Origin of the sequence: Nocardia sp. CY41 (genome assembly GCF_009829325.1) — a bacterium.
GTDB lineage: Bacteria > Actinomycetota > Actinomycetes > Mycobacteriales > Mycobacteriaceae > Nocardia.
On record NZ_VUOS01000007.1, the window covers coordinates 281,498 to 294,625 of the forward strand.

Annotated in this window: 13 protein-coding genes and 1 pseudogene; 6 read left to right on the forward strand and 8 right to left on the reverse strand. The window is 70.6% G+C overall.

The features are described from left to right. Window positions 1-104: 104 nt before the first annotated feature. A pseudogene (locus tag GVY64_RS10465) lies at window positions 105-1,610 on the reverse strand (leucyl aminopeptidase); the annotation flags it as partial. Between the two features lie 9 nt (window positions 1,611-1,619). Beyond that, entirely contained in the window at window positions 1,620-2,423 is an 804-nt protein-coding gene (locus tag GVY64_RS10470) for a TetR/AcrR family transcriptional regulator (RefSeq protein ID WP_159840306.1), read from the reverse strand. A 107-nt stretch (window positions 2,424-2,530) separates the two neighbouring features. Between GVY64_RS10470 and GVY64_RS10475 the strand changes: the two genes are divergently transcribed. The 3 genes from GVY64_RS10475 (at window position 2,531) to GVY64_RS10485 (ending at window position 5,472) form a co-directional block, all read left to right on the forward strand. Then, window positions 2,531-3,136 carry a GNAT family N-acetyltransferase gene (locus GVY64_RS10475; protein ID WP_159840307.1) on the forward strand — a complete coding sequence of 202 codons (606 nt, stop codon included), beginning with the start codon at window positions 2,531-2,533 and terminating at the stop codon, window positions 3,134-3,136. A 49-nt stretch (window positions 3,137-3,185) separates the two neighbouring features. Further along, on the forward strand, window positions 3,186-4,286 hold the full coding sequence (gene gcvT / locus GVY64_RS10480) for a glycine cleavage system aminomethyltransferase GcvT (RefSeq protein ID WP_159840308.1): 1,101 nt from the start codon (window positions 3,186-3,188) through the stop codon (window positions 4,284-4,286). A gap of 88 nt (window positions 4,287-4,374) precedes the next feature. Then, window positions 4,375-5,472: a branched-chain amino acid aminotransferase gene (locus GVY64_RS10485; protein WP_159840309.1), complete on the forward strand. Its 1,098-nt coding sequence runs from the start codon at window positions 4,375-4,377 to the stop codon at window positions 5,470-5,472. Between the two features lies 1 nt (window position 5,473). Here GVY64_RS10485 and GVY64_RS10490 read toward each other — a convergent pair whose 3' ends face one another. The 5 genes from GVY64_RS10490 to GVY64_RS10510 form a co-directional block, all read right to left on the reverse strand. Next, window positions 5,474-6,187, reverse strand: a complete 714-nt coding sequence (locus GVY64_RS10490) for an MBL fold metallo-hydrolase (RefSeq protein WP_159840310.1) — start codon at window positions 6,185-6,187, stop codon at window positions 5,474-5,476. Between the two features lie 120 nt (window positions 6,188-6,307). Beyond that, entirely contained in the window at window positions 6,308-7,063 is a 756-nt protein-coding gene (locus GVY64_RS10495; RefSeq protein WP_159840368.1) for an adenosylcobinamide-GDP ribazoletransferase, read from the reverse strand. A 160-nt stretch (window positions 7,064-7,223) separates the two neighbouring features. Next, window positions 7,224-8,303 carry a nicotinate-nucleotide--dimethylbenzimidazole phosphoribosyltransferase gene (gene cobT, locus GVY64_RS10500; protein WP_159840311.1) on the reverse strand — a complete coding sequence of 360 codons (1,080 nt, stop codon included), beginning with the start codon at window positions 8,301-8,303 and terminating at the stop codon, window positions 7,224-7,226. Between the two features lie 341 nt (window positions 8,304-8,644). After that, window positions 8,645-9,199 carry a bifunctional adenosylcobinamide kinase/adenosylcobinamide-phosphate guanylyltransferase gene (cobU, locus tag GVY64_RS10505; protein WP_159840312.1) on the reverse strand — a complete coding sequence of 185 codons (555 nt, stop codon included), beginning with the start codon at window positions 9,197-9,199 and terminating at the stop codon, window positions 8,645-8,647. Between the two features lie 73 nt (window positions 9,200-9,272). Then, entirely contained in the window at window positions 9,273-10,241 is a 969-nt protein-coding gene (locus GVY64_RS10510; protein ID WP_159840313.1) for a helix-turn-helix domain-containing protein, read from the reverse strand. Window positions 10,242-10,326: 85 nt separating this feature from the next. Here GVY64_RS10510 and GVY64_RS10515 point away from each other — a divergent pair, with 85 nt between their 5' ends. Next, window positions 10,327-10,488: a hypothetical protein gene (locus tag GVY64_RS10515; RefSeq protein ID WP_159840314.1), complete on the forward strand. Its 162-nt coding sequence runs from the start codon at window positions 10,327-10,329 to the stop codon at window positions 10,486-10,488. A gap of 184 nt (window positions 10,489-10,672) precedes the next feature. Here the strand turns inward: GVY64_RS10515 and GVY64_RS10520 are convergent, their stop codons facing one another. Continuing rightward, window positions 10,673-11,344 carry a DUF3043 domain-containing protein gene (locus GVY64_RS10520; protein ID WP_159840315.1) on the reverse strand — a complete coding sequence of 224 codons (672 nt, stop codon included), beginning with the start codon at window positions 11,342-11,344 and terminating at the stop codon, window positions 10,673-10,675. 197 nt (window positions 11,345-11,541) lie between these two features. Here GVY64_RS10520 and GVY64_RS10525 point away from each other — a divergent pair, with 197 nt between their 5' ends. Together GVY64_RS10525 and GVY64_RS10530 are read left to right on the forward strand one after the other, a co-directional pair. Next, window positions 11,542-11,892, forward strand: coding sequence for a HesB/IscA family protein (locus GVY64_RS10525; RefSeq protein ID WP_039797033.1), 351 nt, complete (start codon window positions 11,542-11,544; stop codon window positions 11,890-11,892). A gap of 252 nt (window positions 11,893-12,144) precedes the next feature. Further along, the gene (locus tag GVY64_RS10530; protein ID WP_159840316.1) at window positions 12,145-13,113 is read left to right on the forward strand and encodes a carbohydrate kinase family protein; all 969 of its coding nucleotides are present in this window, start codon (window positions 12,145-12,147) and stop codon (window positions 13,111-13,113) included. The last annotated feature ends 15 nt before the right edge of the window (window positions 13,114-13,128 follow it).

Sequence of the window (13,128 nt, forward strand, 5' to 3'; positions counted from 1 at the left end):
GGGCCGATGCACGGCGGAGCGTGGAACGCGGTCCGTTCTTCGGACCGGGGTGGACGACGCGCGTCGGCCGGGAACGCCCCGGCCGACGCGCGGACCACGCACACCGCGGCGAGGTCCTGCAAAACCGCGCTCAGCGTCCGGAACGGGACGCCGGTGCCGCCCTTGCCGATATAGCCGAACGGGCCGCCGGTGTTGTAGGCGGGACCGGCCACGTCGAGGTGGGCCCACTGCACGTTCTCCGGCACGAATTCCTTGAGGAACAGTCCGGCCGAGAGCATGCCGCCCCAGCGGTGCGGCGCGACATTGGCCAGGTCGGCGATCTTGGAGTTCAGGTCGCCGCGCAGTTCGGCGGGAAGCGGCATCGCCCAGCCGTTCTCTCCCACCTCACGGGAGATGCGGGCCACCCGGTCGCGGAACTCGTCGGTCCCCATCACGCCGGGCGTGCGGGTGCCGAGCGCGACCATCTGCGCGCCGGTCAGGGTCGCCACGTCGATCAGGTACTCCGGATCGTCCTCGCTCGCGCGCACGATGGCGTCGGCCAGGATCAACCGGCCCTCGGCGTCGGTGTTGAGCACCTCGACGGTGATTCCGCCGTACTGGGTGAGCACGTCGCCCGGGCGCTGCGCGGTGGCCGAGGGCATGTTCTCCGCCATCGGCACCGTGGCGGTGACGGTGATCGGCAGGCTCAGCCGCGCGGCCAGCAGCGTGGTGGCGATCACGGCGGCGGCGCCCGCCATGTCGGAGGTCATGTTCTCCATGTTCTGCGCGGGCTTGATGGAGATGCCGCCGGTGTCGAAGGTGATGCCCTTGCCGACCAGCGCCACCTTCTTCGGACCGCCGGCGTAGTTGATCCGGATCAGGCGCGGCGGGCGCGAGGAGCCCTTGCCCACCCCGAGCACGCCGCCGTAACCGCCCGCTTCCAGCGCCTTCTCGTCGAGCACCTCGACGGTGAGACCCGCGGCCTCCGCGAGTTCCTGCGCGCGCGAGGCGAACTCGGCCGGGTACAGGTGGCTGGGCGGGGTGTTCACGAAATCCCGTGCGGTGGCGACGGCCTCGGCGGTGAGCTGCGCGCGGAACAATGCCTCCTCGCCGAATCCGGGCTCGGGCACGAGCAACTCGACACGGGCCACGGGGCGCTCGTCCGGCTTGGGCGCGGACTTGTCCGAGCGGAACGGTGTGAAGGAGTAGGCGCCCAGGTAGAAGCCTTCCGCGGCGGCGCCGATGTCCAGCCCGGACAGCGTGGTCACGACCAATTCGGTGCCGGAAAGCGAGCGGGCGGCCACGCCGGCCGAGCGACGGATCTGCTCGGCGTCGAGTTTGTCGGCGGAGCCGAGACCGACGGCCAGGACGCTGGTCACCCGGTCCAGCCCGGCCGGGGCCGGAATCCGGGTGAGCTCCTCGGCCTTGCCCTTGGCCCCCACCGCGCCGAGCTGATCGAGCAGTTCCGCGCGCACATCGGCGGTGAGCACGTCGCCGAACAGGTCCTCGGGCACGATGGCGGGGCCGTCCTCCGAGGAGGTCAACCCGATGACGAGCACATCGGTGTCCGCGCCGATGGTCTCGGTGCGTGCCAGTTCCGGTCCGAGCGAGCGATCTGCAACAGCGGTCATTGGCACAGGCTATTCGGTCGGTTCCGGATAGCGCACCGCGACGCCGTCGAGCAGCAGTTCCACCGCGCCGTGCAGTAGGTCGTCGAAGTCCATCTCGAAGGAGTCCGAGTCGGCGAGGAGGCGGTGCAGGACGGGGCGGACCGTGGGGTCGAGCAGTTCGGCGAACTCGTGGCGCAGCGCGGTCGCCTCGGCGGCGTCGCGGGGCTCGCCGAGGCGGTCGGCGCGCTCGGAAGTCCACAACAGCGCGAGGCCCTGGACCAGACCGGAGAGCGCGAGGTAGATCGCGAAACCCGTGCGCCGGGTCAGGCCGGGACGATCGAGCGCGGCGAAGTTCCGTTCCAGGACGTCCAGCAGGGCCGGGCCGAGCGGGGGACGGGTGCGTGCCAGCAGCGGCAGCATCCACGGATGCCTGCGGTAGAGGCGCCACTCCTCGTGCGCTTCGTGCCGCAGCCGTCGGCGCCAGCCGGCGCATCCGGCCGCGGGCGGCGGGATCTCGTCGAGCACCAGCTCGGCCATGCTCGCCAGCAGCGTTTCCTGGTCGGGGAAGTGGCGGTAGAGGGTGGCGGTCGCGACCCCGAGCGCACTGGCCAGGCGGCGCATGGTGAGTCCGTCGATTCCGTCGCGGTCGGCCAGTTGCACCGCCGCCCGCGCGATGCCGACCGCGGTGAGACGCGTCGGGCGGCTCGGGCGGCGCACCGGGATCGACGCGCGGCGCGCGCGGTAGGCACGCGCCTGGCAGGAGCGCGAGCAGTACTTGCGCCGTCGGCCCGTGGCGGGCTGAGCGAGTTCTCTGCGGCAGACCGCGCACGTCATCGGCCGTTCCATTTCGACACACGAACAGGTGTGACGAAATAGTAGCAACCTGCCTTTGACCTGCCTAGATTCGATGACCGATACGGTGTTCACAGGAAGGGACGCGGATGGAGTTCACTGTGCGCCGGGCGGGTCGGCGCGACCGGGACGCGCTGATCGACGCGTTCGGCATCGCCAGCGCGGACGAGGTGGTGACGGAGTGGGTGCTGGACGGGCAGTCCGATCCGGCTTTCCGTACCGCGTTCGTGCCCGGGTTGGTGGATCGAGCGCTGCGCGACGACGAGATCTGGGTAGCCGGGCCGGGCGAGGAGATCTGGTCGATGTCGATCTGGCAGCACGTCACCTCGGTCGAGCGATTCGCCGACGAAGCCGCCGAGGCGCGGACGATGCTCGAGCAGGCTCCCGGTCTGCGCGTGGCGCAGCGGCTGGCGTATCTCACCGACCTGCTCGCCCGCGAACACCCCCGCGAGTTTCCGCACCGCTACCTGCAGGTGATCGTCACGCTGCCGGAGCACCGCGGCGAGGGGGCGGGTGCGGTGATCCTCGCCGACCGCTTGAAAGCGGCGTCCGAAGCGGACGTCCCGGCGTTTCTCGAAGCCAGCACCGAACGATCCGCCCGGCTCTACAGCCGCTGCGGATTCGCGCCGACCGCGGCGACCCACACGCTGCCGGAGAACGGCCCGACACTCATCCCGATGTGGTTCCGGCCGTAGCGTGCGCGGGGCGGGCTTGCGCCGCCGCGGTCCCGGATAAGCTCGGCTGGTGACCGAGACGAGCCTCCTGCAAGGACCCATCCACGCCGTGCACGTCGAGCTGGGCGCCACCTTCGCGCCGTTCGGCGGCTGGGAGATGCCGGTGTCCTACGCGGGCACGGTGACCGAGCACCAGGCGGTCCGCACGACGGTCGGGCTGTTCGATGTCAGCCATCTGGGCAAGGCGACGGTGCGCGGCCGAGGCGCCGCGGCGTTCGTGAATTCGGCGCTCACCAACGATCTGGGCCGCATCCGCCCGGGCAAGGCGCAGTACACGCTGTGCTGCGCCCCGGACGGCGGCGTGATCGACGACCTGATCGCCTATTACGTCGGCGAGGACGAGATCTTCCTGGTGCCGAACGCCGCCAACACCGCGGCGGTCGTCGCCGAGCTGCACGAGGCCGCGCCCGACGGCGTCACGGTGACCGACGAGCACCGCGACTACGCCGTGTTCGCCGTGCAGGGGCCGCGCTCCGCCGAGGTGCTCGACGCGCTCGGCCTGCCCACCGAGCTCGAGTACATGGCCTATGCCGACGCGGACTGGGACGGCCGCCCCGTCCGGGTCTGCCGCACCGGTTACACCGGCGAGCACGGCTACGAGCTGCTGCCCCGCTGGGCCGACGCCGAACCGCTGTTCCGCGCCTTGGTCGAGCAGGTGCGCGCCGCCGAGGGCCAGGTGGCCGGGCTGGGCGCCCGCGACACCCTGCGGACCGAGATGGGCTATCCCCTGCACGGGCACGAGCTCTCGCCCGCCATCTCCCCGGTGCAAGCGCGCTGCGGTTGGGCGGTGGGCTGGCAGAAACCGGAGTTCTGGGGCAAGGCCGCTCTGGAGCAGGAGAAGTCGGACGGTCCGCGCCGAATCCTGCTGGGGCTCAAGGCGCTGGACCGAGGTGTGCTCCGGCAGGGGCAAACCGTGCTACACGAGGGCGAGCCGGTCGGCGAAACCACGTCCGGCACCTTCTCGCCCACGCTGAAACTCGGCATCGCGCTGGCGCTGCTGGACACCGCGGCCGGCATCGAACCCGGCGCCGAGGTCGAGGTCGATGTGCGCGGCCGCCGTCTGCGCTGCGAAACCGTCCGTCCGCCGTTCGTCCGGACCAACACCAAGTGAGGGACGCGCGCACGAGCCGCCGAGGGTGACGCGGTGCGGTGCGGACCGTGGCGAAATGGCCGGAAGCGGGCCGGATAGGATCGTCGGCATGACCGCTGCCGCACAGTTCACCCGTGTTCCGCATCCCGCGCCGCTTCCGGCGCAGCGGCGACAAGAGGTACTGGCGGAGCCGGGGTTCGGGCGCCACTTCACCGATCACATGGTCTCGATCGATTACGTCGGCGGCACGTGGACCAACGCGCGGGTGGAGCCGTACGGGCCGCTCGCGCTGGACCCCGCGACCATGGTGTTCCACTACGGCCAGGCCATCTTCGAGGGACTGAAGGCCTACCGGCAGAGCGACGGCAGCGTCTCCTGCTTCCGCATCGACGCCAACGCGGCGCGTTTCCGCCGGTCGGCTCGCCGGATGGCGATGGCCGAACTGCCCGACGAGCTGTTCGTCGAGTCGGTGCGGCAACTGCTGGAGGTGGACCGGGACTGGGTGCCCGCGGCGGGCGGCGAGGAATCGCTGTACCTGCGGCCGTTCATGTTCGCCACCGAGGCCGGGCTGGGCGTGAAGCCCGCCGCGGCGTACAAGTACCTGCTGCTCGGCTCCCCGGCGGGAGCCTACTTCCCGCGGGGCGTGAAGCCGGTGCGGGTCTGGCTGTCCACCGAATACGTGCGCGCCGCGCCGGGCGGCACCGGCGAGGCGAAGGTCGCGGGCAACTACGCGGCGTCACTGCTCGCGCAGGCCGAGGCATCGGCCAAGGGGTGCGACCAAGTGGTGTGGCTGGACGCGTGTGAGCGCCGCTACGTCGAGGAAATGGGCACCAACAACCTGTTCTTCGTCTTCGGTTCCGGCTCCGAGGCGCGGCTGGTCACCCCGGAGCTGTCCGGCTCGTTGCTGCCGGGCATCACCAGGGACTCGCTGCTCACCCTCGCCGCCGACTCCGGCTTCCCGGTCGAGGAGCGCAAGATCTCGGTGGAGGAATGGCGCAAGGGCGCCGAATCCGGGGAGATCACCGAGGTTTTCGCGTGCGGCACCGCCGCGGTGATCACGCCGGTCGGCTGGGTGCGTTCCGAGGCGGGCGAATTCACCATCGGCGGCGGCGAGCCCGGCGCGGTCACCATGGCTCTGCGCGACACCCTCACCGGCATCCAGCGCGGCACCTTCGCGGACAAGCACGGGTGGATGCGTCCGATGTGACTCAGCCCGGCATCAGCATGTGCCACTGTTCCAGCGTCTGCGGACGCATGACGTAATTCTTGTCCCGGACAGTGGACAGCGCGGCGTTGGGTTCCTGCGAATACCAGTGACCCGGGTACACGACCGGGTCACCGGGAAGTCCGGCCAGGTAGCGCAGGCTGCGGAACATTTCGTCCGAATCGCCGCCGGGGAAGTCGGTGCGGCCGCAGCCGTCGACGAACAACGTGTCGCCTGCGATCAGGCGGTTGTCGAACAGAAAGCATTGGCTGCCCGGGGTGTGGCCGGGCGTGTGTAGTAACTCGATGTCGAAGGCTCCGACGGTGACCTTGTCGCCGTGCTCGCGTCCGGTCAGCTCGCTCTCCGCGATGCCGGTCACGTTGGCCACCCAGGGCAGCTCTGTGGCGTTGACATGCACTGGGACGCTTGTCTTTTCGAGCAGTTCGCGCACTCCGCGCAGGGTGAAGCCGAGCATCGTGCCGCCCACGTGATCGGGGTGGTGATGGGTGGCGAGCACGCCGCGCAGACGCAAGCCGTCGCCCTCGGCGATGTCGACCAGATCGCCCGCGGCGTAGGCCGGATCGATCACCACGCACTCGCCCGTTTCCCGATCGCCGATGAGATAGGCGAAGTTGCGCATCTGCGTCGCGATCGGATCGCCCACGGCGTAGTCGCGTCCCGACAACAACTGGCGAAAATACAGGCGCTCAGAAGACATACCGCCCACCTTATTGCCCGACCCAGACGACCCGCGCGTCACGGCCGGAAAAATTCCAGTGACTCAGACTCTCGCTCCCGGTTCGCCCGGGCAAACACCCGAGTCGGCGGCCGCGGCCGGTCAGCCGGGCTGGACGGTAAGGGACAGCACAGCCGCCGTGAGCGCCACCGTGGTCTCGACGGCGGCGCCGAGGACGTCACCGGAGAGCCCTCCGAAGCGGCGGGCGCAGTGTCGGACCAGGATCGCCGAGGCGGCCAGACCGAGCGCCACGGCGAGAGGCCCGAGCCACGGCCGTCCCGGGACGGCGAACAGCGCGACAGCGACCGCGGCCCCCGGCCAGCACACCGTCGCGACGGCCGACTGCGTGCCCGCGACCAGCACGCCGAACCCGGTCCCCGGCGCGGCGGGGACACCGCGGCAGGCGAGGATCACCGCGACGCGGCCGGTCGCCACGGCAAGGGCCACGGCGAGCCATCTGCCGGAGTCGGCCAGCGCCGCGAACGCAAACGCCTGCACCCCGATAGCGAACGCGAGGCCCGCGACACCGAAGGGCCCGGCCCCGCCGCTCTTCATGATCTGCCTGGCCCGCTCCGGCGGTCCGTAGCTGCCGAGTCCGTCCAAAGTGTCGGCAAGGCCGTCGAGATGCATACCCCGGGTGATCAGCGCCAGCGCGCCGACCACCAGCAGCCCGGCCAGCGCGGCGCTCGCCCCGGCCCGGGTGAGAGCCAAGAGCAGGCCCGCGGCCCCCGCGCCGAGCAGCGCGCCGACCAGCGGTGCCAGCAGGATCGCGCGCCCTGCCGCCGCGCGGTCCACGGCATCCGGGCCGCGCACCGGCAGCACCGTCAGCCAGGAGATCGCCAACCGGACGCCGTTCACACCGAACCTCGCGTGCTGGGCGGCGTCGCGCGCGTTGTGTCGCAGACCCGGTCCGGTCCGGCTGTCGGCCCGCACGTCGCGGACCCGGGAGCCGCGGGGAGCGGTTGTCGCCCGCTCGGCGTCGGCGGGTGAAGGACGGCGTCGCGGGGCCCGGAAGACTTCACTTGCGCAGGTCGGGCGCGGTATTCGCCGGTTCGTCGTCGGCGGTGCTGACGCCCGCTTCACCGAAGGTGGACATCTCCGCGAGCGCGGCCACCGCCGAGCGGAGAACGGGCAGAGCGGTCAGGGCTCCGGAGCCTTCGCCGAGGCGCATGGTCAGGTCGAGCACGGGGTCGAGGCGCAGGTGTCGCAGCGCGAGGTCGTGCGCCGGTTCGGTCGAGCGGTGACCGGCCAGCCACCAGGCGCTCGCGCCCGCGGCGAAGTCTTCGGCGACCATGGCCGCGGCCGTGACGACGACCCCGTCGAGCACGACGGGCGTGCGCCGGGTGGCGGCCTGGGCGAGGAACGCGGCCATCGCGGCGAAGTCGGCGCCCGCGGCCACCCGGAGCAGTTCGACCGGGTCCTTCACCACCGGGCGGGCGCGGCGCATCGCGTCGCGGATCGCGGCGACCTTGCGAATCCATCCCGCGTCGTCGACGCCGGTGCCGCGGCCAACGGCGGCGACCGGTTCGGTCTTGGTGAGGCTCGCGACGAGCACGGTGGCCGGCGTCGTGTTGCCGATGCCCATGTCGCCCGCGATCAGCAGATCGGCGCCGGCGTCGATCTCCTCGTCGGCGATGGCGCGGCCCGCCTCGATCGCCGCCCGGACCTCCTCGGCGGTGAGCGCGTCCTCGCGGTCGATCGCCCCGCTGGAACGGCGCACCTTGTGCTTGGCCACCTGCGGGTCGGTGTCCGCGTCCACGGAGATGTCCGCGACCCGCACCGTCGCGCCCGCCACCGCCGCGAGCGCGTTCACCGCGGCGCCGCCGGCCAGGAAGTTCGCGACCATCTGCGCGGTGACTTCGCTCGGATACGCCGATACCCCGTGCCGGGCGACGCCGTGATCCCCGGCGAAGATCACGACCCGCGCACGCTCGAACTGCTTCGGCGGGCAGGTGCCCTGACAGGCCGCCACCCAGTTGCCGAGGAGCTCCAAACGGCCGAGCGCGCCGGCGGGCTTGGTCAGCTGCGCTTGGCGCTGTTCGGCCGCCGCACGAGATTGTGCGTCCGGAGGCGCTACCGGTCCGAATCCGTGCGTCACTATCGAGCCTTTCGGTCAGGGCGGTTGCGCCCACTACGCCGCCCAATCTTGCCATTGCCCCGTCGCACCGTGGGGCCGTGACCTGACCTCGCCGCCCCGGTTCGCCGCGCCCGCGGCATCGCCGAGCCGTCCGGCTGTCGACGGAAGCCGCATCGCCCGAGGCAAGATCGGCGTGTGCCACGCGGCACACGGGACAGGAGCCGGGGTGACCGGCTGAGGCGACACCGCGGTCGACGTCCAGAATCGGCGTCGCTCACACGAATACGATTGCAGCAAGGAAATTGCGAGGCGGTCGACCGGCTCGGTCGCGAGTCTCGCTGCGCGGAAGACGTGCTCGGACGTTATTTGAGGCGGACCGGGAGACCGGCGATGACGAAGAATGCCTCGTCGCAGACTTGGGCCAGCCGCTGGTTGAGGGTGCCGATCTCGTCGCGGAACAAGCGGCCGGAGCGCGTGGCCGGGATGACGCCCATGCCCACTTCCGGGGTGACGATCACCAGATCGCCGGTGTAGGCGGCGACGGCGGCGACCAGCGCGTCGGTGTCGGGGGAGATCGTGCCGCGCGGGGCGCCCCACGCGTCGCGCGCATCGATGCGGGCGGTCAACCAGGTGCCGATGTCATCGATCAGCGTGAAGACGGGCGGCGTCGGTGCGGTGAGGATCTCCGCCGGATCGGCGTTTTCCACGGTCGACCACCCCGCGGGTCGTCGGCCGCGGTGCCCGGCGATGCGTTCGGCGAAGTCTTGGTCGCCGGGATCGGGTACCGCGGTGGCGAGGTAGCGCACCGGGCCGCCCGCCCGGACCGCGAGGTCCTCCGCGAACGTCGACTTCCCGGACCGCGCGCCACCGAGGACGAGGGTGCTACGCGGCGCTGCGGACGAAGGGGGTTCGGACACGGGTGCACGCTATCAACCAGCGGCGGGTCACCACGCGGCTCCCGAGGCGTGCCGGGTCGCGGCGCGCGAGCGGTCAGACCGCTGCTTCGGGACTGCGGCCGAAGCGGCGACGATATTCGGTGGGGGCGATGCCGACGAGGCGCTGGAAATGGTGACGCAGGAGGGCGCCGGAACCGAAACCGCAGCGCGCGGCGATGCGTTCCAGCCCGAAGTCGGTCTCCTCGAGCAGTTGCTTTGCCAGCAGCACGCGCTGGTTGGTGAGCCATTTCACCGGGGTGGTCCCGGTCTCGGCGGCGAAGCGGCGCGCGAAGGTGCGGGTGGACATGTTGGCCCGCGTGGCCAGGTCTTCGACCGTGTGCGGCAGGTCGAGGTGCTCGTTCATCCACTCCAGGGTGGGAATGAGACTGTCGGAGGTGCAGGCGGCGACAGGGCGTTCGATGAACTGGCGCTGCCCGCCGTCACGCTGTGGCGGCACCACCATGCGCCGCGCGATCGCGTTGGCCACGCCGCTGCCGAGTTCGCGCCGCACCAGGTGCAGGCAGGCGTCGATGCCCGCGGCGGTGCCCGCGCTGGTGATCAGATCGCCCTCGTCGACGAACAGGACGTCCGGATCGACGGTCGCCGCCGGATACGCGGCGGCGAGTTGCTCCACATGACGCCAGTGCGTGGTGCATTTGCGGCCGTCGAGCAGACCCGCCGCCCCGGCCAGGAAGGCTCCGGAACAGACCGTGAGCACGGTCGCTCCGGCTGCCGCCGCGTCGCGGACGGCAGCGACGACTCGCGGGTCGAATCCGTGGTCCGCCGCGGCGGCGGGAATGGCGACCAGATCGGCCGTCGTGAGCTCCGCGAGGCCGTATTCCGGTGTGATCGTGATGCCGGGGCTCGTCGAGCGCAGTGGGACGCCCGGCTCGGCCCCGCACACCCGGAAATCGAAGCCGGGCAGCCCGTCGGCCGTGCGATCGAGTCCGAAAACCTCGCACACGACCCCGAATTCGAACATGGCCATGCGTTCGGACAGCACCACGGCGACCTTCGACAGCATGCCGCCAGTCTAGTGGCCGAATTTTTACGAACTATGTCAGCACCGCCACTTTCGGCGGGAAATGGATGAACGAAAAATTACTGCCATGTCTACTTTCCTCATCGCCCTTGCAGTCCTCGTGGCATTCGCCACAGTCATCGCGCGCGGCACGGCCCGCGCGGGCTCCTCGAACGTGATCGACCGCGACGCGGAGCGACTGCACTCGGAATTGACGGCCATGCTCGGCCGCAACACCCACCACCGCTGACGGACGGCAAACCGGTCCGCGCTCATGGCAGCCCTGCCCGGGCAGAGTCTGCCGGCCGAGCGCGCAGAGCGCTCACCGCGTCCGAACACCTCGCCCGTGTCGACTGTGCTTCGCATCCAGCCAGGTGCGGCAAACGCGAGCCACAAAGGGCCGTGAACACGCCGCGCCGAAGGCGCGGCAAAGATCACACAGCGTCGCCTGGGCCGACGCGCGGTTTGGGGGCGCGCATCTTGCGGATCTGGGAGGCGCGGACGAAGGCGTACCAGCCGAGCCGGTAACCCAGGTCGGTGGTCTCCGGGAAACGCTCCCTGACCCGGTTGTTCACGACGCGGCCGAGCAGGAAGCCCTCGACGGCCATGAACAGCATCATCACCAGCATGGCGAGGGTCACGATGGTCTGTAGCGCGGGCGCGACGAACATCGACAGGATCAGCACCAGCGCCATCGGCATGAAGAGGCCGACCAGGTTGCGCCGGGCGTCGACGATGTCGCGCACGAACGCCCGGACCGGACCTTGGTCACGCTGCGGCAGGTATTTGTCCTCGCCCGCGAGCATGCGCTCGCGGCGATCGGCGGCGGCCTCGCGTCGTCGAGCGGCCGCGGCCTTGCGCTCCTCTCTGCTGCCCCGCGCGGCCTTGCGCCGGGCGCGGGCCTCCTTCGCGGTGAGCGGAGCGGGTGCTACCGGGCCACGGCGCTTGCCTTGGGCGTCACGGCGTTTCGGGGTGGGACGGCCCTTGCCCGCGGTGGCCGTGGCCGCCGCGCGGGTGGTGCCCGCGGCCGAGTCACCGTTCGTGACCACCGTCGATTCGGCGGTCGCGTCGGTGGTGCTGGACTCGCCGCGACGGAACAACTTCACACCGACCAGGCTATTCGATGGGTAGCGCGGCGAGAAATGCGGTCCGATTCGCCGGGAGTGTGCGGGGTCACGGAGGTTGCGTGCCCCTACGGATCGGCTGGTGGCAAGATGGAGGAATAGCAGCCTGCCGAGTGGTGTTGACCGACACGACCCGTGCGCTGTTCACGGGTTGACCACAGGTTCCTCGAGGAGAGTTCATGACTGTGCAGAACGAGACCGCCACCCACGGTGTGACTCTGACCGACGCCGCCGCCGCGAAGGCGAAGGCACTGCTGGACCAGGAAGGTCGCGACGACCTGGCGCTGCGGATCGCGGTGCAGCCGGGTGGTTGTGCGGGCCTGCGCTACCAGCTGTTCTTCGACGACCGCTCGCTCGACGGCGACCTGACCGTCGACTTCGGTGGCGTCACGCTGGCCGTCGACCGGATGAGCGCGCCGTACGTGCAGGGCGCCTCGATCGACTTCGTCGACACCATCGAGAAGCAGGGCTTCACCATCGACAACCCGAACGCCACCGGCTCCTGCGCCTGCGGCGACTCCTTCAACTGAGGTAATGGCCTTCCGGCGCGGCCGCGGAGGTCGGCCGTGTTCGAACGGAACAGCTGATCTCGTGAGGACATGGGTAACTCGTCGGGAACGCCCAGGACCCGAGCGGCACTGACGTAAGACCTGAACGCAAATCCGGTGTCGCTCAACTAGTACGGCCTGAAGACCCGGAGAGGCGGCATCAGCTACGGTGAGATCGGGACTCGCGTCCCGGTCTGCACCGCCTGCCGCCTACCGTTGAAGGGGCTCAGCCACGTGTCCATCGCCGTTTCCGCGTCCATTGCGACCGATCACCTCATGCGTTTCCCCGGACGGTTCGCCGACGTACTGCTGGCCGATCAGCTCGACCATGTGTCGCTGAGCTTTCTCGTCGACGATCTGCAGATCCGTCGCGGCGGCGTCGGCGGCAACATCGCCTACGCCATGGGCCTGCTCAATCGCACGCCCCTGCTCGTCGGCGCCGTCGGCGCGGACTTCGGCGAGTACCGCGCCTGGTTGGAGAAGCACGGGGTCGACTGCTCCACCGTGCTGGTGTCCGATCGCGCGCACACCGCGCGTTTCGTCTGCACCACCGACGACGACATGGCCCAGATCGCGTCGTTCTACCCGGGCGCGATGAGCGAGGCCCGCGACATCTCCATCGCCGAGCTGGCCGAGAGCCGGGAGCTCGACCTCGTGCTGGTCGGCGCGAACGACCCGGAGGCGATGCTGCGGCACACCGCCGAATGCCGTGAGCTCGGCATTCCGTTCGCCGCCGACCCCTCCCAGCAGCTGGCCCGTTTGGACGGCGATCAGTCGGTGCAGCTCATCGATGGCGCCGCGTACCTGTTCACGAACAAGTACGAGTGGGCGCTGCTGTTGCAGAAGACCGGTCTGAGCGAGGAAGAGGTGGCCCAGAAGGTCGGCGTCCGCGTCACCACGCTGGGCGCGGAGGGTGTGCGGATCGTGGATCGCGACGGCACCGAGGTGACCGTCGGCGTCGTACCCGAGGTGGAGAAGGTCGAGCCGACCGGCGTCGGGGACGCCTTCCGCGCCGGCTTCCTCACCGCGCACACCGCCGGGCTGAGCCTGGAGCGTTCCGCGCAGCTGGGATCGCTGATCGCCGTGCTCGTGCTGGAGACCATGGGCACGCAGGAGTGGACGCTGAACAAGGAGTCCGCGCTGGAGCGCCTCACCCAGGCCTACGGCCCCGAGGCCGCCGCGGACATCAAGACGCTGCTCTGATCGATCGTGATCGAC

Bases quoted from the DNA above. Each gene is read 5' to 3' on its own strand.
- GVY64_RS10470 (WP_159840306.1), bottom strand. From the start codon at position 2,423: ATGACGTGCGCGGTCTGCCGCAGAGAACTCGCTCAGCCCGCCACGGGC.
- GVY64_RS10475 (WP_159840307.1), top strand. From the start codon at position 2,531: ATGGAGTTCACTGTGCGCCGGGCGGGTCGGCGCGACCGGGACGCGCTG.
- GVY64_RS10485 (WP_159840309.1), top strand. From the start codon at position 4,375: ATGACCGCTGCCGCACAGTTCACCCGTGTTCCGCATCCCGCGCCGCTT.
- GVY64_RS10490 (WP_159840310.1), bottom strand. From the start codon at position 6,187: ATGTCTTCTGAGCGCCTGTATTTTCGCCAGTTGTTGTCGGGACGCGAC.
- GVY64_RS10510 (WP_159840313.1), bottom strand. From the start codon at position 10,241: ATGCTGTCGAAGGTCGCCGTGGTGCTGTCCGAACGCATGGCCATGTTC.
- GVY64_RS10515 (WP_159840314.1), top strand. From the start codon at position 10,327: ATGTCTACTTTCCTCATCGCCCTTGCAGTCCTCGTGGCATTCGCCACA.
- GVY64_RS10525 (WP_039797033.1), top strand. From the start codon at position 11,542: ATGACTGTGCAGAACGAGACCGCCACCCACGGTGTGACTCTGACCGAC.